This window comes from Belnapia mucosa, assembly GCF_016775475.1.
GTDB classification, from domain to species: Bacteria; Pseudomonadota; Alphaproteobacteria; order Acetobacterales; family Acetobacteraceae; genus Belnapia; species Belnapia mucosa.
The window spans coordinates 96,062-121,705 of record NZ_JAEUXJ010000006.1 but is presented as its reverse complement, the minus strand read 5'-3'; the positions used below and the strand labels follow the sequence as shown (position 1 = coordinate 121,705).

The window sequence follows — 25,644 nt, the reverse complement described above, 5'->3', positions numbered from 1 at the left end:
GCGCGCAGCATGCCCGAGGCCCAGGCGCCAGCGGATGAAACCCTGGTCAGATGCCGCCCCGCGGGCAATGCTGGCGCCCCCATCCCCGGAGGAGTTCCGCCATGGCCATGCTGTTCCGCAACCTCCGCCTTTTCGATGGCCGCGCCGACAACCTGGCCGAGGGGATGGAAGTGCTGGTCGAGGGCGAGCGCATCAAGGAGGTCTCCGACCGGCCCATCGCCAGCGCCACGGCCCAGGTGGTGGATTGCGGCGGCCGCACCCTGATGCCCGGCCTGATCGATGCGCATGTCCATGCCTATGGCATCGATGCCGATCTCGGCCGGGTGGAGCGGCTGCCGCGCAGCCTGCAGGCACTGGAGGCCGCCGAGCGGCTGAAATCCTCGCTGCGGCGGGGTTTCACCTCGCTGCGGGATGCGGGCGGCGCCGATTGGGGCCTCGCCATCGCCTGCGAGACCGGGCTGATCCCCGGGCCGCGGCTGTTCTATCCGGGCCGCGCGCTCTCGCCGACCGGCGGGCATGGCGATATGCGGCCGAATGCGGTGCTCGACCAGTTCTGCGGCTGTGCCGCCCCAGCCGGGGCCATCAGCCTCGTCGCCGATGGCGTCGATGAGGTGCGGAAGGCGGTGCGCGGGGAGCTGAAGCGCGGGGCGCATGCCATCAAGATCATGGCGAGCGGCGGCGTCGCCTCTCCCTCCGACCCGATCTGGGCGCTGCAATATTCCGAGGAGGAGATCGCCTGCGCGGTCTGGGAGGCCTCGGCCTGGCGGTCCTATGTCCTGGCCCATGCCTATACGCCAGAGAGCATCCATCGCGCCGTCCGGCTCGGCGTGCGGTCGATCGAGCATGCCAACCAGGTCGATGCGCCGACCGCCGCCTTCATGGCGGAGCGCGGCGCCTTCGCCGTGCCCACCCTGGTCACCTATGAGGCGCTGGCTGAGGAGGGCCCGGCACTCGGCCTGCCGCCGGAGAGCATGGCGAAGCTCGCCGGCGTGCGGGATGCCGGACTCGGCAGCCTCGAGATTCTCGACCGTGCCGGCGTGAAGATGGGCTTCGGGACGGATCTGCTGGGTGCGATGCACCGGCGGCAATCGGATGAATTCGTCATCCGCCGCCAGGTGCTGCCCGCCGCCGCGGTGCTGCGCGCCGCCACCAGCGTGAACGCCGCACTGCTCCAGCAGGAGGGTTCGCTCGGCGTGGTGGCGCCGGGGGCGCTCGCCGACCTCATCCTGGTCGATGGCGACCCCATCGCCGATATCGGCGTGCTGACCGGTCAGGGCGAGCGCATCCCCTTCGTCATGAAGGGGGGCGCCGCGATGGTGGACCGGGTCAGCCGAGGCTGACCTCGAAGCCCCGCTTGGTCGCCGGCCGGGCCATCATCCGCTCATACCAGGCGGCGACATTCGGCAGGTCATCGAAGGGGACCTGGTGCCGCTCATGCCGCCAAGCCCAGCCAAGGATGGCGAAATCGGCGACGCTCGGCTCCCCCGCGGTCGCCACATAGTCGCGTCCGACCAGGCGCCGGTCGAGCACGCCATAAAGGCGCTTGGTCTCGTCATGGTAGCGCTTGAAGCCATAGTCCTTGGCGGGGCCGTCCGGCTGCATCAGGAAATGATGGACCTGGCCGGGCATCGGGCCGAAGCCGCCCATCTGCCACATCAGCCATTCCAGCACCGGCACCCGGGCGCGTAGGTCGCGCGGCAGGAATTTCCCGGTCTTCTCGCCGAGATAGAGGAGGATCGCGCCGCTTTCGAAGACGGTGATCCGCTCCCCGCCCGGCCCGTCCGGATCAACGATGGCCGGGATGCGGTTGTTCGGGCTGAAGGCGAGGAATTCCGGATTGAACTGTTCGCCCTTGCTGATGTTCACGGTTCTGACCGTGTAGGGCAGGCCCATCTCCTCCAGCGCGACGCTGATCTTGCGGCCGTTGGGCGTGTTCCAGCTATGCAGTTCGATCATTGGGTCCCCGTCCCGATTGGGTTGGCCAGAGCCTAGCGGAGGCAGTACAGGCTGGCGAGCGGTGACAGAGCGTGACATTGCGGCCACGCGCAGCCACGAAGCCGCGAGCGGAACATTGTAGCCACTTCACATTTGGGCCGCGTTAACGCAACCTATGCGTGCGGTGCGGCAAGGGGAAAAATGGTTGCGGCACCGCGATTTGGGGGAAGAACTTCATGCTCGCGATGACGCTTCCGGCTGGGCGCCGTAAGTCGGTGGGGCTCGCTTATCTGCTCTGGGCGCTGTTCGGCATGTTCGGCCTGCACCGCCTCTATCTGGGACGGAATCTCTCGGCGGCCGGCATGGCCGCGATCACCGTCCTCTCCGTGCCGCTGATCTGGAGCGGCCTCGGCCTGCTCGGCTTCGTCACCACCAGCACCTGGGCGCTGGCGGATGCGATCCTGATTCCGGGCATGGCGAAGGAGCTGAACGAGGCCATTCCGGCCGGCGCCGCGCCGGCCTGAGACCCGGGTAGTCTGAGACACGGACAGGCGGCCCCGCCCCCCGAGGGGCCGCCTGTCCCGCTCAGCCGAGCTTCTGCTTCAGCACCTCATTGACCAGGGCCGGGTTGCCCTTGCCCTGCATCGCCTTCATCACCTGGCCGACGAAGAAGCCGAAGAGCTTGTCCTTGCCGCTGCGGTATTCCGCGACCTTGCCGGCATTGGCGGCCATCACCTGATCGATGGCCGCCTCAATGGCGCCGGTATCGACCACTTGGCGCAGGCCGCGCGCATCGACGATGGCGCCCGGCCGCTCGCCGGTCTCGAACATGATCGCCAGCACATCCTTGGCGATCTTGCCGTTGATGGTCTTGTCGGCGATCAGGTCCAGCAGCTCGCCGAGGCCGGCGGCACTGACCGGACTCTCCTCCACGCCGAGGCCGGTGCGGTTCAGCGCGGCGAAGAAGTCGCCGGTCACCCAATTCGCCACGGTCTTGGCGTCGCGGCCCCGGGCCACGGCCTCGAAGAAGGCCGCCGTCTCGCGCTCCAGCGTCAGCACATGGGCGTCATAGGGCGAGAGGCCCATCGCCACGTAGCGCGCGCGGCGCTCGTCCGGCAGTTCGGGCAGCGAGGCCTTCAGGCTCTCGACCCAGTCGGCCTCCAGCACCAGGGGCGGCAGGTCCGGGTCGGGGAAGTAGCGGTAGTCATGCGCGTCCTCCTTGGAGCGCATGCTGCGCGTCACGCCGCGGCCGGTGTCGAACAGCCGCGTCTCCTGATCGACCGTGCCGCCTTCCTCCCAGACCTCGATCTGGCGCCGCGCCTCGGCCTCCACCGCCTGCATGACGAAGCGGATGGAATTGACGTTCTTCACCTCGCACCGGGTGCGGAACCCCTCCCCCGCCTTGCGCACGGAGACATTGACGTCGGCCCGCATGGAGCCCTCGTCCATGTTGCCGTCGCAGGTGCCGAGATAGCGCAGGATCTGCCGCAGCTTGGTGAGATAGGCCCCCGCCTCCTCCGGCGAGCGCATGTCGGGCTCGGAGACGATCTCCATCAGCGCGACGCCGGAGCGATTCAGGTCGATGAAAGACTTCGACGGGTGCTGGTCGTGCAGCGACTTGCCGGCATCCTGCTCCAGATGCAGGCGGGTAATGCCGATCTGCTTGGTGCTGCCATCGGCCAGCGTGATCTCGACCGTGCCCGTACCGACGATCGGATGCGCGAACTGGCTGATCTGGTAGCCCTGCGGCAGATCGGCATAGAAGTAGTTCTTCCGGTCGAAGCGCGACCAGAGATGGATCTCGGCCTTGAGGCCAAGGCCCGTGCGCACGGCCTGCGCCACGCATTCCTCGTTGATCACCGGCAGCATGCCGGGGAAGCCGGCATCGACGAAGGAGACCTGGCTGTTCGGCGCGGCGCCGAATTCGGTGGCGGCGCCGCTGAACAGCTTGGCCTTGGAGGTCACCTGGGCATGGACCTCGAGCCCGATGACGACTTCCCAGGGGCCGGTGCGGCCTTCGATCGTGTAGCTCATGCGCTTGCCGTCCTTGCGCCCCAACCGAAGGTCAGGCGCTGCTGTTCACGGAGGAATGCCTCCCGGTCCTCGACGATGCCGAAGCCGAGCCGCCTCGCGCAATCGGCGAAGCCGGACAGGGATTGCGGATCGAGCGTGCCGGTCTGCAAATTATCCTGGTTGACGACGATCGCCGAGACCATGGCGCCCGCATCCTGCAACATTTTGCCGCAAACGCCCTCCAGATGCGGCCGCATCTGGCTGCGGACGGACATGCTCCACGGCACATCGCTCGCCCGGGCGATCTGGCCGTAGCTGATGAAGCGCTGTTCCGCCGCCGCAGCGCGGATCGCCCCGATGCTGCGGTCCATGTCGAGCATGCTAGGCGCCCGCCCGCAGCCGCGGCAGGGCGGTGAAGCCCGCCGCCTGCTCGATCGCCGCGCCGACGGCGAAGACCGTCTCCTCATCGAAGGACCGGCCGATCACCTGCAGGCCGAGCGGCAGCCCTTGGGCGTCGAGCCCGGCCGGCACGGCGAGGCCCGGCAGGCCGGCGAGGTTCGCCGTCACGGTGAAGACGTCGTTGAGGTACATCTTCACCGGGTCGTCCTGCTTCTCGTCCATCCCGAAGGCGGCCGAGGGCGTTGCCGGGGTGACGATGGCGTCGACCTTGCCGAAGGCCTCGTCGAAGTCGCGCTTGATGAGGGCCCGGATCTTCTGCGCCTTCAGGTAATAGGCGTCGTAGTAGCCGGCGCTCAGCACATAGGTGCCGATCAGGATGCGCCGGCGCACCTCGGCGCCGAAGCCCTGGGCCCGCGTCCGCTCGTAGAGGTCGCGCAGGTCGCTGTTCGGCTCCGTCACGCGCAGGCCGAAGCGCACGCCGTCATAGCGGGCAAGGTTGGAGGAAGCCTCGGCCGGGGCGACGATATAGTAGGTCGGCAGCGCAAATTGCGTGTGCGGCAGGCTGATCTCGACCGTCTCCGCCCCCTGCTCGCGCAGCCAGGCGAGGCCCTGTTCCCAGAGCGCCTCGATCTCCGGCGGCGTACCCTCCAGCCGGTATTCCTTCGGCACGCCGATGCGCAGGCCCTTCACGCCGCGGGCGCAGGCGGCGGCGAAGTCGGGCACCGGGACATCGGCGCTGGTGCTGTCCTTCGGGTCGAACCCGGCCATGGAGCGCAGCAGGATCGCGCAGTCCTCGACGGTGCGCGCCACCGGCCCCGCCTGGTCGAGCGAGGAGGCGAAGGCGACGATGCCGAAGCGGCTGCACCGCCCATAGGTCGGCTTGATGCCGGCGATGCCGCAGAAGGCCGCCGGCTGGCGGATCGAGCCACCCGTATCCGTCGCCGTCGCGCCCAGCGCCAGCCGCGCCGCGACCGCCGCCGCCGAGCCGCCGGAGGAGCCGCCGGGCACCAGCCGCGTATCCGGGTCGTTGGCGCGCGACCACGGATTCTCCACCGGCCCGGAGGCGCTGGTGGTGTTCGACGACCCCATGGCGAATTCGTCGAGATTCGCCTTGCCGAGGAAGACCGCGCCATCCCGCAGCAGGTTGGCCGAGACGGTGCTCTCATAGGGCGGGGTGAAATTGCCGAGGATGCGGCTGCCGGCCGTGGTCAGCGTCCCCGCCGTGCAGAACAGGTCCTTGATGGCGAGCGGCACGCCCTCGAGCGGGCCGGCGACGCCCTCCTTCCGCCGCGCATCGCTGGCGCGGGCCTGGGCCAGCGCCTGCTCGCCGGTCACGGTGATATAGGCGTTGAGGCGCGGGTTCAGCGCCGCGATGGCGTCGAGATGCGCCTGGGTCAGATCGACGGAGGTGATGATGCCCTCGTTCAGCGCATCGATCGCGCCGCGCAGGGTGAAGTCGGTCGGGTGCATCTTATTCCACCACCTTCGGGACGCCGAAATATTCGCCCTGACGGTCGGGCGCATTGGCGAGGATCTGGTCCGCGATGCCGCCATCGGTCACCGCATCGGGACGCGGGCGCAGGGCGACGGCGCCGCCGCCCGCCATCGGCTCCACGCCTTCGGTATTCACCGCCTGCAATTGCTCGATCCAGCCGAGGATGCCGTTCAGCTCCGCCTGGGCCTGGGCGAGCTCGCCCTCCTCCAGCCGGATGCGGGCCAGGGCGGCGATGCGCCGTACCGTCGGGATATCGAGGGACATGGGTCCATTCCAGTCTGCACGCGAGAGGGGGCTATAAGGCCCCCCATGGCCCTGTTCAACCTGACCGACCTTCGCGCCGCCCTGCCCCGGGGGCAACGCCTGCTGGGGCTCGACCCCGGAAGCAAGCTGGTGGGGCTGGCGCTGTCCGATGTCTCGCTGCTGCTGGCCAGTCCCTATGGCAGCCTGAAGCGGGGCAAGCTGGCAGCCAATGCGGCGGAGCTGGCAGCGATCGCGCGGAAGGAGGGCGTGGGCGGGCTGGTGGCCGGTCTGCCGCTGTCGATGGATGGCAGCTTCGGTCCGGCGGCGCAGGCGGCGAAGGACTGGGCCATGGCGGTGGCCGCGGCGGCCGGGCTGCCGGTGGCGATGTGGGACGAACGTCTGAGCAGCGCGGCGGTGAACCGGATGATGGTGGCCGCCGATCTCAGCCGGGCGAAGCGGGCGGCAGCGGTGGATGCGGCGGCGGCGGCCTATATGCTGCAGGCGGCCTTGGACGCGACCCGCCCCGCCGCTAGTGTCCCGCCACCCGAGACTGGCGAGTCCTAGATGTCCTTCTCCTTCCCCATCCTCCCCGATGGCCATCTCCTCGCCATCGAGGGGCTGGAGCCGCCGCATATCGGCGCCCTGCTCGACCTGGCCGAGAGCTATGCGCTGCTCAACCGCCAGGGGAAGACCCAGCGGGACCTCCTCAAGGGCCGGACCCTGATCAACCTCTTCTTCGAGGACAGCACCCGCACCCGCACCAGCTTCGAGCTGGCGGGGAAGCGGCTGGGGGCGGATGTGATCAACATGTCCGTCTCCAATTCCTCGGTGAACAAGGGGGAGACGCTGATCGACACGGCGACCACCCTGAACGCCATGCATTGCGACCTGCTGGTGGTCCGCCATGCGCAGTCCGGCGCCCCGGCCCTGCTCTCCCAGAAGGTATCCGCGAGCGTCATCAATGCCGGCGACGGCACGCATGAACATCCGACCCAGGCGCTGCTCGACGCGCTGACGATCCGCCGGCGCAAGGGCAGGCTGGAGGGGCTGGTCGTCGCCATCTGCGGCGACGTGCTGCACAGCCGCGTTGCGCGGTCGAACATCCATCTGTTGACGGCGATGAACGCAAGGGTCCGGGTCATCGGCCCACCGACCCTGATCCCGGCCGAGGCCGCCCGCCTCGGCGTCGAGGTCTTCCATGACATGAAGGCGGGCCTCGCCGGCGCCGATGTGGTGATGATGCTGCGCCTCCAGCGGGAGAGGATGACGGGCGGCCTCGTCCCCTCCTCCCGCGAGTTCTTCCGCTTCTTCGGCCTGGATCGGGAGAAGCTCGGCTGGGCCAAGCCGGATGCCATAGTGATGCATCCCGGCCCGATGAACCGCGGCATCGAGATCGACAGCGCCATCGCCGACGACCCGGAATGCAGCGTGATCGGCGAACAAGTGGAAATGGGCGTCGCCTGCCGGATGGCGGTGCTCGACGTGCTGGCGCGGGATCTGCGGCGGAATGTCTGATGCTGGACCCGAAAGCGCGAGACTCGCCTGCTTTCCTGGTGGTTGGCCTTCTACCCATCGCAATTCTGCTTGGATTTATCGTCAAAGAAGCCGTGGGCGACGCTGCCGTTGCCCTAACCTGGGAGCGGCAGAACGCGACCATTATCGGCGAGCCGATCGACACCAAGACCGGTACCCGCAAGGGTCGCCGTTACCTTCTATACGCTCAGGTGCAGTCCTCGAACGGCCGATGGGTTCAGGAACAGATCGTCGTCCATCGGCAAGGTTCCTGGTCCAAGCCCATGATCGTGCCGGCGGCCGGGCAGCTTGTCCCGGTCCATGTCGACGGGCGGGGGGGCCGTATGGTGGCGCACGAGGAGCTGCTCTCGTTTTGGGTCGCCCTGTTCTGGATTCTTCTACTAGGCGTCCCTTGCGCCATGTCCCTTTGGAAACTGGCCCAGCTATTCGACGACTGGGTATCAGGCCTGACGCCCTCGGACAGACCATGAGGTGCATGTGACCGATATCGTCTTCACCGGCGCCCGCCTGCTCGACCCCGCCACCGGCCTCGACGCGCCGGGCGACCTGCTTGTCCGCAACGGACTGATCCTCGACCACGGCCCCAACCTCTCCCGCCCCGAAGGCGCCGAGATCGTCGCCGCCGAGGGCGCCTGCCTCGCCCCCGGCCTGGTCGATCTGCGCGCCGCCATCGGCGAGCCGGGCGCCGAGCACCGCGAGACCATCGCCTCGGCTGCCGCCGCCGCCGTCGCGGGGGGCATCACCACCCTCTGCGCCCTGCCGGATACGGAGCCGGCCCTCGACGACCCGGCGCTGGTGCAATTCGTCCTCCGCCGTGGGGAGGCGACGGGCAGCATCACCCTCCTGCCCTATGCCGCGGCAACCAAGCATTGCGAGGGCAAGGAGATCGCCGAATACGGGCTGCTGCTGGAAGCCGGCGCCGTCGGCTTCACCGATGGCCGCCGCGCCATCGGCCATGCGCGGACCATGCGCCTCGCCCTCTCCTATGCCCGCGCCTTCGGGCGGATGGTGGTGCAGCATCCGGAGGAGCCTGGCCTCGCCGCCGGCGGCGCCGCGACCGAGGGCGAGCTGGCGACGCGGCTCGGCCTGCCCGGCATCCCGGCCGCGGCCGAGGCGATGCTGGTCCAGCGCGACATCTCCCTCGCCCGGCTCACCGGCGGACATGTGCATTTCGCCCATGTCAGCACCGGCGCGGCGCTCGACCTGATCCGCGCCGCCAAGGCCGAGGGGCTGGCCGTCACCTGCGACACCGCGCCCCCCTATTTCGACCTGAACGAGACGGCGATCGGCGACTACCGCACCTATGCGAAGCTCTCCCCGCCGCTGCGGCCGGAGGCCGACCGCCTAGCCGTGGTCGCGGCGCTGCAGGATGGCACCATCGATGCCATCGCCTCCGACCACCAGCCGCGCGATGCCGACGACAAGCGCCTGCCCTTCGCCCAGGCCGAGGCGGGCGGCGCCGGCCTCGCCACCCTGCTCGGCGTGACGCTCGCCCGGGTCCATGGCGGAGACCTGCCGCTGCTCCAGGCGCTCGGCCTGCTGACGGCCCGGCCCGCGGCCCTGCTCGGCCTGCCGATCGGGCGGCTGGCCAAGGGCGCGACGGCCGATCTGGTGCTGTTCGAGCTCGATCGGGGCTGGCAGGTGAAGGCCGGCAGCCTGCCCGGCAAGGCGCAGAACTCTCCCTTCGACGGCCGCGCGCTGGAGGGGCGGGTGATCGGCACCTGGAAATCCGGCCGCCGGGTCTTCGCCATATGACGATGCTGCTCGCCCTCCTGCTCGGCTACCTGCTGGGCTCCGTCCCCTGGGGGCTGCTGCTGACCCGTGCGGCCGGCCTCGGCGATGTCCGCGCCATCGGCTCCGGCAGCATCGGCGCAACCAACGTCCTACGCACCGGCAACAAGCTGCTCGCCGCCGCGACCCTCGCCCTCGACATCGCCAAGGGGGCGCTTGCCCTCTGGCTAGCCGGCAGCCTCTGGGGCGAGCAGGCGGGGCTGGCGGCCGGCTTCGGCGCCGTACTCGGCCATGCCTTCCCCGTCTGGCTGGGCTTCAAGGGCGGCAAGAGCGTGGCGACCGGCGGCGGCGTGCTGCTGGCCGCTGCCTGGTGGCTTGGCCTGGGCGCGGCATTGGTCTGGCTGGCGATGGCCTTCGCGACGCGCATTTCCTCCGCCAGCTCACTCACGGCCTGCGTCGCGGCACCGGTGATCGCCCTTCTGGCCGGGCGCCCGGACCTTGCCCTGTTCAGCGCCGGGATCGCCGTGCTGGTCGCCATCCGCCATCACGCCAATATCCGGCGCCTGCTGGCCGGGACCGAGCCGCGGATCGGTCGTAAAGCTTAGGCAACGAATTTCTGGACATTCCGCCGCCGGCATGGTTCCTGGCCTTCCCAGGGACCAGCCGAGCATGGATGCGCCGCCCGACGCCCTCGACCGCCTCCGCCTCGCCCGCACGGAAGGCGTCGGCACCCAGACCTTTCGCCGCCTGATGCTGCGCTTCGGCAGCGCCCGCGCCGCCCTCGCCACCCTGCCGGATGTCAGCCGTGGCAAGCTGCGGCCCCCGCCGCCGGCCCTGGCGGAGCGGGAGACGGCCGCCCTCGGCCGGCTCGGCGGCCGCTTCCTCTTCCTCGGCCTGCCCGGCTATCCGCCGCTGCTGGAGGAATTGCATGACGCGCCGCCGGTCCTCGCCCTGCTCGGTGATCCGGCGGCGCTGGCCCCGCGGGCCGTAGCCCTGGTCGGCGCCCGCAACGCCTCCGCCGCCGGCCGCCGCATCGCCGAGGGCCTGGCGGAGGAGCTGGCCGGCGCCGGCCTTGCCATCGTCTCGGGCCTGGCGCGCGGGATCGATGCCGCCGCCCATCTCGGCGCCCTCCGCCGTGGCCGGACCATCGCCGCGGTCGCCGGCGGGCTCGACCAGCCCTATCCGCCCGACCATGCCGGCTTGCAGGCCCGCATCGCGGCCGAAGGCGGGGCGGTGCTGGCCGAGGCGCCGCTCGGCACCGCCCCCCTCGCCCGGCATTTCCCCAAGCGGAACCGCATCGTCGCCAGCCTCGCCCTCGGCGTGGTGGTGATCGAGGCGGCGCCGCGGTCCGGCAGCCTCATAACCGCCCGGATGGCGCTGGAGGCGGGGCGGGAGCTCTTCGCCGTCCCCGGCAGCCCGATCGACCCGCGCGCGCGGGGGTCCAACGACCTCATCCGCCAGGGCGCGCATCTGACCGAATCGGCGGCCGATGTGCTGGAACACCTGCCCGAGAGCCCTCGCCCCGCCCCCCTCTTTGCCCCCCGCCTGATCGCCGAAGCGGCAGCGGAGCCGGCGCCGGAGCCCGCCGAGCCCAAGGGCGAGGCTGGACAAGTTCTTGAATTGCTTGGAACCGCCCCCATTGCGGTTGACGAGGTGGTGCGGCGCTGCCACCTCTCGCCCTCCGCGGTCCAGGCGATCCTTCTCGATCTCGAACTGGCCGGGCGGGTCGAGACGCTGCCGGGAAACCGCGTGGCCCTCACCGGCCAGGCCTGATTTGGCGCGACAGGATGGCCGGGACCGGCCTTTATGCCCGGCCGCGAAGGCCGAGGGATCTGGAGTCCATGACGGACGTCGTCGTTGTCGAATCGCCCGCCAAGGCCAAGACGATCAACAAATACCTCGGGGGGGACTACAAGGTCCTCGCCAGCTTCGGCCATGTCCGCGACCTGCCCCCGAAGGACGGCTCTGTCCGGCCGGAGGAAGACTTCGCCATGGACTGGGAGTCTGAGGATCGCGGCGAGCGCCAGGTCAATGAGATCGCCCGCGCCCTGAAGGGCGCCCGCCGCCTCTTCCTCGCCACCGACCCGGACCGCGAGGGCGAGGCGATCTCCTGGCATGTGAAGGACATGCTGGCGCGGAAGGGGGCGCTGAAGGGCGTCGAGGTCCGGCGCATCACCTTCAACGAGATCACCAAGCGCGCCATCCAGCACGCGATCGCCCATCCGCGCGACCTCGATGCGCCGCTGATCGATGCCTATCTGGCGCGCCGCGCGCTCGACTACCTGGTCGGCTTCACCCTCTCGCCCGTGCTCTGGCGGAAGCTGCCCGGCAGCCGCTCGGCCGGCCGGGTGCAGTCGGTGGCCCTTCGCCTCATCTGCGAGCGCGAGGCGGAGATCGAGGCCTTCAAGGCCCGCGAATACTGGACCGTCGAGGGCCGCTTCACCACGCCGCAGGGCGCGCCCTTCACCGCGCGGCTCACGCATCTCGACGGCAAGAAGCTCGACCAGTTCGACCTGCCGGACGAGGCGAGCGCGATGCGCGCCAAGGCGGCGGTGGAGGCCGGGACCTTCTCCGTCCTCTCGGTCGAGAAGCGCCGCGTCCGCCGCAATCCGCCGCCGCCCTTCACCACCTCGACGCTCCAGCAGGAGGCGAGCCGCAAACTCGGCATGGGCGCGCAGCAGACCATGCGCACCGCCCAGCAGCTCTATGAAGGCGTCGATATCCAGGGCGAGACGGTCGGCCTCATCACCTATATGCGGACCGATGGCGTGCAGATGGCGCGCGAGGCGATCACCGCCATCCGCGACCATGTGAAGGGTGAATTCGGCCCGGACTACCTGCCCGGCGCACCGCGCGAATATTCCTCCAAGGCGAAGAACGCCCAGGAGGCGCATGAGGCGATCCGCCCGACCGATGTGCGCAACACGCCCGACCGCGTCGCCCGCTTCCTCGATGACCGGCAGCGCAAGCTCTATGAGCTGGTCTGGAAGCGCGCCGTCGCCAGCCAGATGCAGTCGGCCGAGCTGGACCAGACCACGGTCGAGATCGCCGACCCGGCGAAGCGGACGGTGCTGCGCGCCACCGGCTCCGTCATCGCCTTCGACGGCTTCCTGAAGCTCTACCGCGAGGATGAGGACGACCGCGCCGCCGATGCCCGCGCCGGCCTTGTCACCGGCGCGCAGGAGGATGAGGAAAGCCGGACCCTGCCGCCGATGCGGGAGCGCGATCCGCTGAAGCGCGGCGAGGTCATGGCCAGCCAGCACTTCACCCAGCCGCCGCCACGCTATTCCGAGGCGAGCCTGGTGAAGAAGATGGAGGAGCTCGGCATCGGCCGCCCCTCCACCTATGCCTCGATCCTGCAGACCCTGCAGGACCGGGATTATGTGAAGCTGGAGAAGCGCCGCTTTATCCCGGAGGATCGCGGCCGCCTCGTCACCACCTTCCTGGTCCATTTCTTTGAGCGCTATGTCGATACCGGCTTCACCGCCGGGCTCGAGGAGCAGCTGGACGACATCTCCGGCGGCAAGATCGACTGGCGCGCGGTCATGCACGCCTTCTGGGACGATTTCCGCCGCGCGGTGGACGCGACCAAGGAGCTCAAGATCAGCGACGTCATCGACGCGCTGGATGCCGAGCTCGGCCCGCATTTCTTCCCCGAGCGCGGCGACGGCACCGACCCGCGCGTCTGCCCGGCCTGCTCCGGCGGGCGGCTCGGCCTCCGGCTCGGCCGGACCGGCGCCTTCATCGGCTGCTCCAACTATCCGGAATGCCGCTACACCCGGCCGCTGATCGCCCCTGGCGCCGATGGCGAGGGTGCGACGGGCCTGACCGAGGGCCCGCGCGAGCTCGGCCGTGACCCGGCGACGGGCGAGCAGGTGACGGTCCGCCGCGGCCCCTATGGCGTCTATGTCCAGCTCGGCGAGGGCGGGACGGATGAGAAGGGCAAGCCGACCAAGCCGCGCCGCGCCAGCCTGACGCGCGACATGGATGCGGATACGCTCGACCTGGACCGCGCCCTGAAGCTGCTCTCCCTGCCCCGCGTCATCGGGCGGGACCCCGAGAGCGGCGAGGAGATCCAGGCCGGGCTCGGCCGCTTCGGGCCCTATATCAAGGTGGGCTCCATCTTCCAGTCGCTGGAGCCGGGGGATGACGTGCTCTCGCTCGGCATGAACCGGGCGATGGAGCTGCTGGCAAAAGCCAGGGCAAAAGTCCGCTTCGTCGGGCCGCATCCAAAGGACGGCGCCCCGGTCGAGATCCGCAAGGGTCGCTTCGGCCCCTATGCCCAGCACGGCAAGATGGTGGCCAACCTGCCGCGCAACCTCGTCATGGAGGATGCGACGCTGGAGGAAACCGTCGCCCTGCTGGCCGAGAAGGGCAAGGAGCTGGTGCCGAAGGGCAAGGGCGCCAAGGGCAAGGGCAAGGCGGCAAAACCGGCCGCCAAGGCGAATGGCGCGGCCGAGGCCGAGGCCAAGCCGTCCAGGCCCGCGCCCCGCAAGGCCGCGGCCGCGGCGAAACCCGCCGTGCGCAAGCCGGCCGCCGCGGCAGCGAAGAAGCCTGCGGCCAAGGCCAAGCCGGCCACGCGCAAGGCCCCGGCCCGGAAGCCGGCCGCCAAGGCCTGATGACGGAGCGCCCCCTCCCCTCCAAGGAGGAGCTGCGCCGCTTCATCGAGGCCGCGCCGGGCAAGGTCGGCAAGACGGAGATCAGCCGGCATTTCGGCCTCTCCTCCGACCAGCGCCCGGCGCTCCGCGCCCTGCTGCGGGATGTGCTGGCCGAAGGCGGCGCCATGCCCGCCGGCCGCCGCGGCCTCGCCGCCCCCGGCCGGCTGCCAGAGATGGCGGTGGTTGAGGTCTTCGGCACCGATCCGGATGGCGATCCTCTGGCCCGCCCGCTCGGCTGGAAGCCGGAACAGGGCGCGATGCCCCTGATCTATATGCGCCCCGAACGCGCCGGCCAGCCGGCCCTGGCCCCTGGCGAGCGGGTGCTGGCACGCCTGAAGCCGGCCGGGCGCGGACGCTACGACGGCAGCACGGTCAAGCGCATCGGCAGCGCCCCGGGCCGGCTGCTCGGCATCTTTGAGGACGGGCGCATCAAGCCAGTAGACCGCCGGCACCGCTCCGATTGGGAAGTGCCGCCGGGCGCCGAGGGCGGGGCCGAGCATGGCGAGCTGGTCCTGGCGGAGCCGCTCCCCGGCCGGCCGCTCGGCCTCCGCCCCGCCCGCATCGTCGAACGGCTCGGCCGGATGGGGGAGCCGCGCTCGGTCTCGCTGCTCTGCATCCATGTGCATGGCATCCCGCATGCGATGCCAGACCGGGCGCTGGCCGAAGCCGAGGCCGCCCGCGGCGTTGCGCCCGAGGGCCGGCAGGATCTGCGCGCCATCCCCCTCGTCACCATCGATGGCGAGGATGCGCGCGACTTCGACGATGCGGTCTGGGCCGAGCCGGCGGAGGGCGGCTGGCGCCTCCTCGTCGCCATCGCCGATGTGGCGCATTACGTCCGCTCGGGCAGCGCGCTCGACCGCGAGGCCTGGCTGCGCGGCAACAGCGTCTATTTCCCCGACCGCGTCGTGCCGATGCTGCCGGAGGCGCTGTCCAATGGCTGGTGCAGCCTGAAGCCCGGCGAGGAGCGCGGCTGCCTCTTCGCCGAGGTCAGCATCGATGCCGCCGGGACCAAGACCAGCCACCGCTTCGGGCGAGGCATCATGCGGAGCGCCGCCCGCCTGACCTATGAGGGATTCGAGGCGGGCGAGGACCCGGCCGGCACGCGCGAGGCCCTGCTCGGCGCCTATGCCGCGCTGCAATCCGCCCGCGACCGCCGCGGCACCCTCGATCTCGACCTGCCGGAGCGCCGCGTGGTGCTGGATCAGGCCGGTGGGGTGCTATCGGTGGAGCCGCGCGCCCGGCTCACGGCGCATCGGCTGATCGAGGAATTCATGGTCGCCGCCAATGTCTGCGCGGCGGAGGAGCTGGAGCGGCTCGGCCAGCCCTGCCTGTACCGCATCCATGACCGCCCCTCGGATGAGAAGCTGGAGGGGCTCAGGACCTTCCTCGCCAGTTTCGACATCGCCCTGCCCCCCGGCGACCGGGTCCGCCCCGGCGATTTCGCCGCCGTGCTGGAGCGCGTCCGCGGCACGCCGGAGGAGCGGCTGGTGAACGAGACGCTGCTGCGGAGCCAGTCCCAGGCCGCCTATGCGCCGGACAATAACGGCCATTTCGGCCTGGCCCTGCCGCGCTACGCCCATTTCACCAGCCCGATCCGCCGCTATGCCGACCTGCTGGTCCATCGGGCCCTGATCCGCGGCCTCCGCCTCGGCCCCGATGGCCTCACCGAGGAGGAGGCGGGCCGCTTCGTCGAGACGGGCGAGCACATCACCGCCACCGAACGCCGCGCCGCCACGGCCGAGCGGGATGCGGTGGAGCGCTATCTTGCGGCCTATATGGCACATCGTATCGGAGACGTGTTCCCCGCCCATATTTCCGGGGTGACACGCTTCGGCCTGTTCGTCACCGTGGAGGCGAATGGCGCGACGGGAATTGTTCCTCTCGCGTCCCTGCCGGACGACCGATGGTTGCAGGATTTGCCGCGGCACGCCTTGGCGGGCCAGAGGACAGGGCTTCGCTTTGCCTTGGGCCAGGCGGTCGAGGCACGTCTGGCCGAGGCAGCGCCGCGCACCGGCGGGCTGGTCTTCCATCTCATGCAGGGCGTTCCCGCTTCACGCTCCGCTGGGCGCAGGCGGCGCTGATCGTCCTCCTGCTGCTGCTGCCCGGGCTGGCGGCGGCGCAGGAGCCCTTCCCGCGCGAGCCGGTCCAGGCGGTGCTGACCGTCGCCCTCGGCGCCGTGCTGGAGCGGCATATCGAACGCGCCGCCCCCGGCGATCTCGGCCTCTGGACGCTGCGCGGGCTGGAGGTGCTGGAGCCAGCGCTGAAGGGGGAGCTGCGATCGGGCACGCTGCTGCTCAGCGCCGGCGACCGGCTGCTCGCGGCCCGCCCGATGCCCCCCGCGACGGCGCCGGATGCGGCGGCGCAGCCGCTGGCGGTCGGCCTCGCCGCCCTCTACGCCGCCGCCTGGGAGGTCTCGCCCCTGCTCCGCCGGGCCGGGCCGGAGCGGATGCTGCGCAGCGGCTTCGAGGAGCTGTTCAACCACCTCGACCCCTATAGCCGCTACCTGACTCCGGAGGAGGCCGAGGCGGCGCGCGGGAGGCGGGTCGGCCAGGTCGGGCTCGGCCTCCGCCTCGCCGCGGGCCGGGGCGGCGAGGTGATTCTGGCGACGGTCGGGCCCGGCGGCCCGGCGGTGGAGGCGGGGCTGCGGCCCGGCGACCGGGTGCTGGCGATCGATGGCCAGCCGATTTCGGCCGATGATCTCGCCACCGCCGCACTGTTGCTGGAAGGCCCGGCCGGGACCGAGGTGGCGATCCGCCTCCAGCGCGGCCGGCGCCGCTTCCAGGTCCGGTTGCTGCGCAGCCTGCTGCCGCCGGAGACGGTCCATGCCGAGCGGCAGGAGGATATCCTCTGGATCCGGCTCCAGAATTTCTCCACGGCGACGGACCGGCTGGTGACGTCGGCCCTGGCCGATGGCTTCCGCCCGGAAGGCCCGCGCGCCAACCGCCCGCGCGGCGTGGTGCTGGACCTGCGCGGCAATCGCGGCGGGCTGCTCGGACAGGCGGTGGCGGTGGCGGGCGCCTTCCTCGAGGAGGGGATCGTCGCCCAGACCGCCGGCCGCCATCCGGATGCCGCGCGCATCTACCGGGCGACGCTTGGCGACCGGGCCGAGGGCGCGCCGCTGGTGGTGCTGGTCGATGGCCGCACCGCCTCGGCGGCCGAGATCGTGGCGGCGGCGCTGGCGGATCGCGGCCGGGGCGTGGTGGTCGGCAGCGCCACCACCGGCAAGGGGCTGGTCCAGGTGGTGGTGCCGCTGCCAAATGGCGGGGAGCTGCTGGTGACCTGGTCCCGCGTGCTCGCCCCGCGCGGTTGGCCGCTGCAGGATCTCGGCGTGCTGCCCGCCCTCTGCACCAGCCTCGGCGCCGAAGCGGTGGCGGGTGAGCTGGCGCGGCTGCGTGCGGGCAACCCGCCCATGGCTGCGGCCCTAGCCCGGCAGCGGGCGGCACGGGCCCCGGTGCCGGCGAGCGAGTTGGCGGCGCTGCGCGACACCTGCCCCCCCGCCGAGGGCCGGCCGCTGGATGCAACCCTGGCCCGGCAGCTGATCCAGGAGAGCGATCTCTACGAGGCGGCGCTCGCGCGCTGAGCGGAATTGTTGCGGGATCGGCGCGAAGGCGGTAGGGCTGCCCCATGCGCCGCCGACGCATCTTCCGACCCGCTCCCCAGCCCCGCCGGTGGGGCACCATTGCCATCGGCTGCGCCGGACTCGGCCTGGCGGCGTTGCTCGCCGGGGCGCCGCCCAGGGCGCTGCTCGGCTCCGCCGTCCCGGAACAGAACTGGTCGGCCCCGGCCGCCGAGGTCAGCGTGCTGGATGGCGACGCACTGCGCCTCGGGGACCGGGTGGTGCGGCTCGATGGGCTGGTCGTGCCGGAGCGTGGCACCGCCCGCTGCCGCACGGCCGCCGGCATCATTATGGATTGCGCCGGGGCCGCGGCCGAGACGCTCGCCCGCCTGGTCCAGGGGCGCGAGATCGGCTGCCGCATCCAGGGCCGCGACCGGCTGGGCCGGGCGATGGGGCAATGCGAGGCCGAGGGGACGGAGCTGGGCCCAGCCCTGGTCGCCGCCGGCTGGGCGCTCGCCGCACCGAACCGGCCGGCCCTCGCTGCGCTGGAAGCAGGGGCGCGGGAAGCGGGCCGCGGCCTCTGGTCGGGCGGGGCTACGCCACCGGAGGCCTGGCGTCGCGCTCCATAATGGGAAGTGCGCAAGTTCTCCTTTTGTATGGCCCCGCGTTGCCAAGCCGCGCGACCAGCCGATATTCTGCACTGCACCATCCGGCCCCGCGACCAGGCGGCGCCGCAACATCCGAGGACACAGGCCCATGAGCAGCACGGCACCCGGCGGGGCGAAACCGACCGTCACGGTCACGCTGGACGGCAGCAACCGCAGCACCACCCTGCCGCTGCTCTCGGGCACGCTCGGCCCGGAGACGGTCGATATCCGCAAGCTCTATGGCGAGCTCGGCATCTTCACCTTCGATCCGGGCTACGGCGCCACCGCCTCCTGCGAGAGCAAGATCACCTATATCGACGGCGATGCGGGGGTGCTGCTCTATCGCGGCTATCCGATCGAGCAGCTGGCCGAGCAGTCCGATTTCACCGAGGTCGCCTATCTGCTGCTCGAGGGCGAGCTGCCGAATGCCAAGCAGCTGGCGGAATTCCGCACCAATGTGACGCGCCACACCATGCTGCATGAGCAGCTGCGGCGCTTCTTCGACGGCTTCCGCCGCGACGCCCATCCGATGGCGATCCTCTGCGGCGTGGTCGGGGCGCTGGCCGCCTTCTATCACGACAATCTTGATATCAACGATGCGCGCCAACGCGAGATCGCGGCCTTCCGCCTGATCGCCAAGGTGCCGACGATTGCCGCCTGGGCCTATAAGTATTCCATCGGCCAGCCCTTCATGTATCCGCGCAACGACCTGAATTACGCGGAGAATTTCCTCTACATGCTCAACGCCGTCCCGGCGGAGCCCTATGTCAACAACCCGATCCTGTCGCGCGCCATGGACCGCATCCTGGTGCTGCATGCGGATCACGAGCAGAACGCCTCGACCAGCACGGTGCGCCTGGCGGGCTCCACCGGCGCCAACCCCTTCGCCTGCATCGCCGCCGGCATCGCCGCGCTCTGGGGCCCGGCGCATGGCGGCGCCAACGAGGCGGTGCTGAAGATGCTCGGCGAGATCGGCAAGCCGGAGAACATCCCTGAGTTCATCCGGCAAGTGAAGGACAAGAACGCTCACACCAAGCTCATGGGCTTCGGTCATCGGGTCTACAAGAACTTCGATCCGCGCGCGAAGATCATGAAGGACACCTGCCACGAGGTGCTCGCCGAGCTCGGCATCAAGGACGAGCCGCTGCTCGACATGGCGATGGAGATGGAGCGGATCGCGCTGGAGGACGACTACTTCGTCTCCCGCAAGCTCTATCCGAACGTCGATTTCTATTCGGGCATCATCCTGAAGGCGATGGGCATCCCGACCCATATGTTCACCGTGCTCTTCGCGGTGGCGCGGACGGTCGGCTGGATCAGCCAGTGGAAGGAGCTGATCGAGGATCCCGCCCAGCGCATCGGCCGGCCGCGGCAGATCTATAGCGGTGCCGGGACGCGCGACTATGTGCCGGTCTCCCGCCGCGACTGATTGGCGAAGTCATCTGCATGCTGGCAGCGCCGGTCGGGGGAGACCCCGGCCGGCGTTGTCGCGACAGCCCCACAGGGAGATGTAAATTACCATATCGTTACGAGTTAATCTTGCTAATTCGTATCGAATAGGGTCTTGATCCCATCAGGTTGCAAAACGGGATCAGGACTCCTCCAATGAGCGAGACTGCACAGGCCATGCCGCACTCCCTGGATCGGCAGGTGCGCACACAGCTCAAAAAATGGCCGCAACGGCCCCCTGGCGTCATGCCCAGCCCGAAGCAGCCCGGCACCTGGCTACGGGGCCGGCCGGGTGATCCGGCGGCCACCAACCAGCCCTTCCTCAAGCTGCCAGGCTCCAACCGGTTGCGGACCCTGCCGGACGGGCTCTGGCTGCATTTCTCGCCGGAACCGGTGGACCCCTATGTCGACATCCTCTGCATCGAGGCCTGTTCTTCGCTGCAGAACCTGCTCGACAAGCGGTCCCGCTTCGCGCCGACCACCTCCTCGCTGATGGCACATTGCCCGCTGGACTGGCTGCTCGGCCCCGCTCAGCCGAACGACCAGACGCCGCGCTGGCGGCTGATCCGGATGCTGAAGGAGGAACCGACCGGGCCGCTGATCCTGCCGGTGCGGGATGTCCGGGTCCTGTTCGGCCTGAAGATGCGGCATTACGAGGGCTTCGCCCGCAACCAGATCGCCCAGCCGCATGAATTCTACTGCCCGATGGAGGCGCTGACCGCCGAGCGCGGGCATGAGAATCCGGATATGCGGGCGCTGATCGCGCGCGCCAGCGCCACGGCGAACTTCATGCGCCTGCCCTGATCGGGCATGATACCGGGATGACGAAGATTCTCGGCGTCCTCGGCGGGATGGGGCCCCTGGCCAGCGCCCATTTCATGCTCCGCCTCACCCTGCTGACCCCGGCGGAGCGGGACCAGGAGCATATCCCCGCGGTGCTCTGGTCCGATCCGCGGGTGCCCGATCGCACCGCGGCGCGGCTCGGCGGCGGGGAGGATCCCCTCCCTGCCCTGCTCCGCGGCATCCATGGGCTGGAAGCGGCCGGTTGCGGCGCCGTCGCCATCCCCTGCAACACCGCCCATGGCTGGTACGAGGGGATGCAGGCGGCGACCCGCCTGCCGATCCTGCATATCGTCGAGGCGACGGGGGATGAGCTCGCCCGGCTGGGCGTGGCAGAGAGACCGGTCGGCGTGATGGGCACCGCGGCGACGCTGGCGATGCGGCTCTATCAGCAGGGGCTGGAGCGGCGTGGCTGGGATTGCCTGGTGCCGGAGCCTGGGGAGATGGAGGCGCTGGTCACGCCGGCGATCGCGCTGGTGAAGGCGAACCGGGTGGCGGAGGCCTATGCGCCACTGGCGGAGGCGGCGCGGCGCCTGGTGGCGCGTGGCGCCCGGGCGGTGGTGCTGGGCTGCACGGAAATCCCGCTCGGCGTGGCGGCGGGGCCGGCTCTGCCCTTCCCGGTGGCGGACAGCATCGATGCCTTGGCGCGGGCCGCGATCCGCTGGGCCCGCTCCTGATACTCAGTCGCAGTCGCAGCCGTCGGTCGGGCCGTTATCGCCGCGCACCACATGGTGGTCGATCCATTCGGCCACCAGCCGCCGGGCTTCCTGCACCGACGCTTCCGGATGATGCACGCGATACAGTGTGGTGCAGGCGCGGAAGGAGGACAGGTCGTCGTTCCCGGTTTCCCGCAACTCGCGATAGGCAGTCACCACGGCCCGCTCGCAACGCCGGCCGATCAGGTTGAAGTCGATGACCACACCACCCATCAAAGGCATCCTCCGGTCGCAAGCGAGTTGAGAATCACTCGCAACAGAACTTCATGCTAGCGGCGCATTACCGTTCCTTCAAGGGCTGATCGGCCGGCTCGTCAGGTTTGATCGAGCCGGTCGATGGATGACACTTCCGTGCAACAGCCGGAATGACTGGTCAGGCTTTCCCGACCGCCTCCGCCAGCGCCTTGCCGACATCGACCGTGCCGGCCTGGCCGCCCATGTCGCGGGTCCGCGGCCCGCCCTCGCCCAGCATCCGCTCGATGGTCTGCACGATGGCATCCGCCGCAGCCTTCTCGCCGAGATGCTCCAGCATCATCGCGCCCGACCAGATCTGCCCGATCGGGTTGGCGATCCACTTGCCGGCGATGTCGGGGGCCGAGCCATGCACCGGCTCGAACATGCTCGGGAACGCCTTCTCCGGATTGATATTGGCAGAAGCCGCGATGCCGATGGAGCCGGCCACTGCCGGGCCAAGATCGGAAAGGATGTCGCCGAACAGGTTGGAGCCGACCACCACGTCGAACCAGTCCGGGTGCTGCACGAAATGGGCGCAGAGGATGTCGATATGGAACTGGTCGGTCGTCACGCCCGGGTAGTTCTTCGCCATCTCGGCGAAGCGCTCGTCCCAATAGGGCATGGTGAAGGTGATGCCGTTCGACTTGGTGGCGCTGGTCACCTTCTTGCGCGGCCGGGTCATCGCCAGCTCGAAGGCGTATTTCATCACCCGGTCGCAGCCGATGCGGGTCAGAATGCTCTGCTGGGAGACGAACTCCCGGTCCGTGCCTGGGAACATCCGACCGCCGACCGAGCTGTACTCGCCCTCGGTATTCTCCCGCACCACGTAGAAATCGATGTCCTTCGGGCCGCGATTCGCCAGCGGCGTCGTTGCCCCCGGCAGCAGCTTGCAGGGCCGGAGATTCACATACTGGTCGAAGCCCCGGCGGATCGGAATCAGCAGGCCCCAGAGCGAGACATGGTCCGGCACCCCCGGCCAGCCGACCGCGCCGAGGAAGACGCTGTCCGACTGCCTCAGCTGCTCCAGCCCGTCATCCGGCATCATCTTGCCAGTCTGGGCATAGGTCTCGCAGGACCAGTCGTAATGGGTCAGCTCCAGGTCGAAGCCGAAGCGGCGGGCGGCGGCGTCCAGCACCCGGAGCCCCTCGGGCGTCGTCTCCTTGCCGATGCCATCGCCGGGGATGACGGCGATGCGGTATTTCTTGCGGGTGCTCATGCGGCGATCTCCTCGCCGGCACCATGGCGCAGAGGGCGGCGCGGCTCAACCGGATGGGCTATAGGATCGCCGCCTCGCTGCAAGGACCACCCGCCGGATGATCAGCACCGCCGACCTCGCCCCCTTTGCCGGCTTCGTCCTGCGCGACGCCGCCATCCCGGAACTGCCGAACCACTATCGCGGCAAGGTGCGGGAGAATTACAGCCTGCCCGATGGCCGCCGGCTGATCATCGCCACCGACCGGCTTTCGGCCTTCGACCGCGCCATCACCGCCGTGCCGCTGAAGGGCCAGGTGCTGACCCAGATCGCCCGCTTCTGGTTCGACCGCACGGGGGACATCTGCCCGAACCACGTCATCGCCTATCCGGACCCCAATGTCCTGCTCTGCCAGAGCCTCCGCATCATGCCGGTCGAGGTGGTGGTGCGGGACTACATGGCCGGCACCACCTCGACCTCCATCCTGTCGATGTACAAGGCGGGGCGGCGGGAGATGTATGGCCACCGCTTCCCGGACGGGCTGCGCGGCAATCAGAAGCTGCCGCAGACCATCCTCACGCCGACCACCAAGGCCTTCGATGCCGGCCATGACGAGGAACTGACGCCGGAGCGCATCATTGAAGGCGGGCTGCTGACCGAAGCGCAATGGGCCGAGGTCTCGGCGCTGGCCCTCGACCTCTTCGCCCGCGGGCGGGAGCTGGCGGCGCGGCAGGGCCTGATCCTGGTCGACACCAAATACGAATTCGGCTTCGACGAGGCAGGCCGGATCATTCTCGCCGACGAGATCCATACGCCGGATTCCAGCCGCTACTGGTTCGCCGGCAGCTACCCCGCGCGCTTCGAGGCGGGCGAGGCGCCGGAGAGCTTCGACAAGGACTTCATCCGCCGCTGGGTCACCGCCCGCTGCGACCCCTACAAGGATGAGTTGCCGGAGATCCCGACCGAAATCGTGCTCGAGGCCGCGCGCATCTATATCAGCGTCTTCGAGACCATCACCGGCCAGGATTTCCCGCTGCCGCCGGCGAATGAGCCGGTTCTGGACCGGGTGCGGCGGAACCTGGCGCCGTTCTTCGGCTCTGCCGCGCCCTGATCCAGCCCGGCAGGGCCAGCAGCGGCGGCACCACGGCGGCCACCGCCGCCCAGACCGCCGGCCGCAGCCCGAAGGCGATATCCAGATTGGCGGCGAGGATGCGACTGGCCGGCAGGCTCGTCGCCAACGCATACCAGGCATATTCCACCCCGGCGGCGGCCAGCCCGCTGGCCGGGGCCAGCAGCATCAGCGCGACCGGGTGCAGCCGCGCCCCCGCCGGCAGCAGCCGCCATAACACCAGCCAAGCGAGCAGCCCGGCCGCCAGCACCGCCTCCCACAACTGCGACTTCGATTGCAGGAAAAAGTGGAACACCCCGAGCGCGGCGATCGGGAAAATAAGGAAGTGCAGCCGCTTCCAGCGCAGCCCGAGCTGCCGCATCCAGCCATCGGTCGAGGTCCAGCCGAGCACCGCGAGGCCGAGCAGCGCCACGAAGCCGATCGTCAGGTAGAAGCGCAGCGCGATCTCGGAGGCGATGCGGGGCAGACCGAAATTTTGGTCCACCGCATAGAGCAGCAGGTGCAGCAGCGCATAGGCCAGCGTCGCCAGCCCCAGCATCCGCCGCAGGCCCAGCACCCGCGGTGCCGCCAGGATGCGGCCCAGCGGCGTCACCGCCAGCGTCACCAGCAGCAGCCGGATGGTCCAAAGGCCGATCTCGCGCAGCGCCGCCTTGGCCGGCTCCGGCCCCAGCCCCTCGGTCAGCGCGGTCACCAGCAGCCAGGCGCCGGGCGCCAGGATCAGGGCGAGGGTCACGGCCCGCAGCGCGGAGAACCGTCCGGCGCGGTCCCGCCAGGGCCAGGGAAAGGGACGCGCGCCGCGCTTGGGCAGGGCGGGCGGGAAGGCGGTGCGGAGGATGGCCTGCATCATGCTCCTTATTTCGCTCCAGCCCCCGGCTCGGTAACCCCCCAACCGCGTGCGCGGATGGCCGCGGCGACCCGGGCGCTCTCGTCGAGCGGGCTCCGCCCGAACATCCCCTCCCCCAGCATCCGCGCCTGCCCGGCGGCGACCAGGCTGTCCCGCAGCCGCCCATGCCGCGGGCCGAGCCCACCCGGATCGGCGATGAAGACCGGCGCCGCGGTCGCCAGCGCCTCGGACAGCATGGAGACGCTGTCGCCGGTCACCACCACCGCATCCGCCCAGGCGAGGAAGCCGGCATAGGGGTTGGCCCCCCCCTCCCCCCAGCGGAACAGCCGGTGCGGCCGCTCGGCGAGCGCCGCCGAGAGTGCCTCGCTTGCTGCCGCGCCGGTGCGGCGGCTGGTCGTCGCCAGCACGCTGCCTGCCATCCCGGCCACCTGCCGGCCGATATCGGCGGCGGTCTCCGACCGCATCCCCTCTGCCCGCACCGGCCCGCCGACCAGCAGCGCGACGCGCGGGGATGGCATGCCGGCGAGCGCGGCCCATTCCGCCCGCGCCGCGGCCAGCCGCGCCGGAGACATGCGGTGGCAGGCGCCCAAGATTTCCAGCAGGTTCGGCGCCGGTTGCGGCCGATCATGCGCGCCGATCACCAGCAGGTCGAATTCGGCGGCGCCGAATCCCGGGCGCATGCAATGCACCGTCCGCGCCCCTTGCCGGCCTAGCCAGCGCGCCACCGGCGCCGAGCGCCGCCCGGCCGAGAGGGTCAGCCGCGGCCAGGGCGGCCGCACTTCGGCCCGCACCGCCGCCGTCAGACCGGCGAGGCTCGGCCAGGCGATCGGCAGCCGGGCCAGCGTTCCCCATTGTAGCCCGATCACCCGGAACTCCACCCCCAGCCGCTCCGCGATGCCAAGCGCCTGGGCCGCGGTCCCGGCACGTGGGTCGGCCAGCACCCAGACGGGCGGCCCCAGGGGGTCCTGGGTCATGGACGCCGCCCCGCGCCGCGGTTACGGATGAGCCGAACGCCGCCGGCAGGGGAAAG

General features: G+C 70.4%; 25 protein-coding genes. 16 read left to right on the top strand and 9 right to left on the bottom strand.

Annotation, left to right across the window (positions count from 1 at the left end; genetic code table 11):
• Positions 1-101 precede the first annotated feature (101 nt).
• Positions 102-1,340 (top strand): metal-dependent hydrolase family protein, encoded by a 1,239-nt coding sequence (locus JMJ55_RS15920; protein WP_202826565.1) that lies wholly within the window; start codon positions 102-104, stop codon positions 1,338-1,340.
• Here JMJ55_RS15920 and JMJ55_RS15915 read toward each other — a convergent pair.
• Entirely contained in the window at positions 1,327-1,956 is a 630-nt protein-coding gene (locus JMJ55_RS15915) for a glutathione S-transferase family protein (RefSeq protein WP_202826564.1), read from the bottom strand. The two genes, JMJ55_RS15920 and JMJ55_RS15915, sit on opposite strands and share 14 nt — an antisense overlap.
• 215 nt (positions 1,957-2,171) lie before the next feature.
• Here JMJ55_RS15915 and JMJ55_RS15910 point away from each other — a divergent pair, with 215 nt between their 5' ends.
• On the top strand, positions 2,172-2,459 hold the full coding sequence (locus JMJ55_RS15910; protein ID WP_202826563.1) for a TM2 domain-containing protein: 288 nt from the start codon (positions 2,172-2,174) through the stop codon (positions 2,457-2,459).
• A gap of 61 nt (positions 2,460-2,520) precedes the next feature.
• Here the strand turns inward: JMJ55_RS15910 and gatB are convergent, their stop codons facing one another.
• From gatB to gatC, 4 genes are read right to left on the bottom strand one after another with little or no spacing between them, the layout of a single operon-like run.
• Complete coding sequence (gatB, locus tag JMJ55_RS15905) at positions 2,521-3,969, bottom strand: Asp-tRNA(Asn)/Glu-tRNA(Gln) amidotransferase subunit GatB (RefSeq protein WP_202826562.1); 1,449 nt, start codon at positions 3,967-3,969, stop codon at positions 2,521-2,523.
• Positions 3,966-4,319 carry a hypothetical protein gene (locus tag JMJ55_RS15900; protein WP_202826561.1) on the bottom strand — a complete coding sequence of 118 codons (354 nt, stop codon included), beginning with the start codon at positions 4,317-4,319 and terminating at the stop codon, positions 3,966-3,968. Before JMJ55_RS15900 ends, gatB begins: the two co-directional genes overlap by 4 nt.
• Before the next feature lie 10 nt (positions 4,320-4,329).
• Positions 4,330-5,817 carry an Asp-tRNA(Asn)/Glu-tRNA(Gln) amidotransferase subunit GatA gene (gene gatA / locus JMJ55_RS15895; RefSeq protein ID WP_202826560.1) on the bottom strand — a complete coding sequence of 496 codons (1,488 nt, stop codon included), beginning with the start codon at positions 5,815-5,817 and terminating at the stop codon, positions 4,330-4,332.
• A 1-nt stretch (position 5,818) separates the two neighbouring features.
• Positions 5,819-6,106 carry an Asp-tRNA(Asn)/Glu-tRNA(Gln) amidotransferase subunit GatC gene (gene gatC / locus JMJ55_RS15890; RefSeq protein ID WP_202826559.1) on the bottom strand — a complete coding sequence of 96 codons (288 nt, stop codon included), beginning with the start codon at positions 6,104-6,106 and terminating at the stop codon, positions 5,819-5,821.
• Between the two features lie 45 nt (positions 6,107-6,151).
• Here gatC and ruvX point away from each other — a divergent pair, with 45 nt between their 5' ends.
• The 13 genes from ruvX (at position 6,152) to cuyB (ending at position 21,176) form a co-directional block, all read left to right on the top strand.
• Entirely contained in the window at positions 6,152-6,649 is a 498-nt protein-coding gene (gene ruvX / locus JMJ55_RS15885; RefSeq protein ID WP_202826558.1) for a Holliday junction resolvase RuvX, read from the top strand.
• A complete protein-coding gene (locus JMJ55_RS15880; protein ID WP_202826557.1) occupies positions 6,650-7,600 on the top strand; it encodes an aspartate carbamoyltransferase catalytic subunit in 951 nt (316 codons plus the stop codon). It begins immediately after the preceding gene.
• Entirely contained in the window at positions 7,600-8,088 is a 489-nt protein-coding gene (locus JMJ55_RS15875) for a hypothetical protein (RefSeq protein WP_202826556.1), read from the top strand. The genes JMJ55_RS15880 and JMJ55_RS15875 overlap by 1 nt, the downstream gene beginning before the upstream one ends.
• 1 nt (position 8,089) lies before the next feature.
• A complete protein-coding gene (locus JMJ55_RS15870; protein ID WP_407927542.1) occupies positions 8,090-9,373 on the top strand; it encodes a dihydroorotase in 1,284 nt (427 codons plus the stop codon).
• Positions 9,370-9,954: a glycerol-3-phosphate 1-O-acyltransferase PlsY gene (plsY, locus tag JMJ55_RS15865; RefSeq protein ID WP_202826554.1), complete on the top strand. Its 585-nt coding sequence runs from the start codon at positions 9,370-9,372 to the stop codon at positions 9,952-9,954. Before JMJ55_RS15870 ends, plsY begins: the two co-directional genes overlap by 4 nt.
• A 64-nt stretch (positions 9,955-10,018) precedes the next feature.
• Positions 10,019-11,122, top strand: a complete 1,104-nt coding sequence (dprA, locus tag JMJ55_RS15860; RefSeq protein ID WP_202826553.1) for a DNA-processing protein DprA — start codon at positions 10,019-10,021, stop codon at positions 11,120-11,122.
• Positions 11,123-11,190: 68 nt separating this feature from the next.
• On the top strand, positions 11,191-13,968 hold the full coding sequence (topA, locus tag JMJ55_RS15855; RefSeq protein ID WP_202826552.1) for a type I DNA topoisomerase: 2,778 nt from the start codon (positions 11,191-11,193) through the stop codon (positions 13,966-13,968).
• Positions 13,968-16,088, top strand: a complete 2,121-nt coding sequence (locus JMJ55_RS15850) for a ribonuclease R family protein (RefSeq protein ID WP_202826551.1) — start codon at positions 13,968-13,970, stop codon at positions 16,086-16,088. The genes topA and JMJ55_RS15850 overlap by 1 nt, the downstream gene beginning before the upstream one ends.
• Positions 16,089-16,159: 71 nt before the next feature.
• The gene (locus JMJ55_RS15845; protein ID WP_202826550.1) at positions 16,160-17,587 is read left to right on the top strand and encodes a S41 family peptidase; all 1,428 of its coding nucleotides are present in this window, start codon (positions 16,160-16,162) and stop codon (positions 17,585-17,587) included.
• A 44-nt stretch (positions 17,588-17,631) separates the two neighbouring features.
• Entirely contained in the window at positions 17,632-18,192 is a 561-nt protein-coding gene (locus JMJ55_RS15840; protein ID WP_202826549.1) for a thermonuclease family protein, read from the top strand.
• Positions 18,193-18,319: 127 nt separating this feature from the next.
• The gene (gene gltA / locus JMJ55_RS15835) at positions 18,320-19,639 is read left to right on the top strand and encodes a citrate synthase (RefSeq protein WP_202826548.1); all 1,320 of its coding nucleotides are present in this window, start codon (positions 18,320-18,322) and stop codon (positions 19,637-19,639) included.
• Positions 19,640-19,905: 266 nt separating this feature from the next.
• A complete protein-coding gene (locus tag JMJ55_RS15830; protein ID WP_236033761.1) occupies positions 19,906-20,463 on the top strand; it encodes a hypothetical protein in 558 nt (185 codons plus the stop codon).
• 17 nt (positions 20,464-20,480) lie between these two features.
• Entirely contained in the window at positions 20,481-21,176 is a 696-nt protein-coding gene (gene cuyB / locus JMJ55_RS15825) for a cysteate racemase (protein ID WP_202826546.1), read from the top strand.
• 3 nt (positions 21,177-21,179) lie between these two features.
• On the opposite strand, the gene JMJ55_RS15820 is transcribed toward cuyB, so the two are convergent.
• Both JMJ55_RS15820 and JMJ55_RS15815 read right to left on the bottom strand, forming a co-directional pair.
• A complete protein-coding gene (locus tag JMJ55_RS15820; protein WP_202826545.1) occupies positions 21,180-21,428 on the bottom strand; it encodes a hypothetical protein in 249 nt (82 codons plus the stop codon).
• A gap of 160 nt (positions 21,429-21,588) precedes the next feature.
• Positions 21,589-22,665, bottom strand: coding sequence for a tartrate dehydrogenase (locus JMJ55_RS15815; protein ID WP_202826544.1), 1,077 nt, complete (start codon positions 22,663-22,665; stop codon positions 21,589-21,591).
• Positions 22,666-22,762: 97 nt separating this feature from the next.
• Here JMJ55_RS15815 and JMJ55_RS15810 point away from each other — a divergent pair, with 97 nt between their 5' ends.
• Positions 22,763-23,752, top strand: coding sequence for a phosphoribosylaminoimidazolesuccinocarboxamide synthase (locus JMJ55_RS15810; protein WP_202826543.1), 990 nt, complete (start codon positions 22,763-22,765; stop codon positions 23,750-23,752).
• Here JMJ55_RS15810 and JMJ55_RS15805 read toward each other — a convergent pair.
• A complete protein-coding gene (locus JMJ55_RS15805; protein ID WP_236033760.1) occupies positions 23,655-24,617 on the bottom strand; it encodes a protein-methionine-sulfoxide reductase heme-binding subunit MsrQ in 963 nt (320 codons plus the stop codon). The genes JMJ55_RS15810 and JMJ55_RS15805 overlap by 98 nt on opposite strands.
• 5 nt (positions 24,618-24,622) lie before the next feature.
• Positions 24,623-25,588, bottom strand: coding sequence for a mitochondrial fission ELM1 family protein (locus JMJ55_RS15800; protein WP_202826542.1), 966 nt, complete (start codon positions 25,586-25,588; stop codon positions 24,623-24,625).
• Positions 25,589-25,644 lie beyond the last annotated feature (56 nt).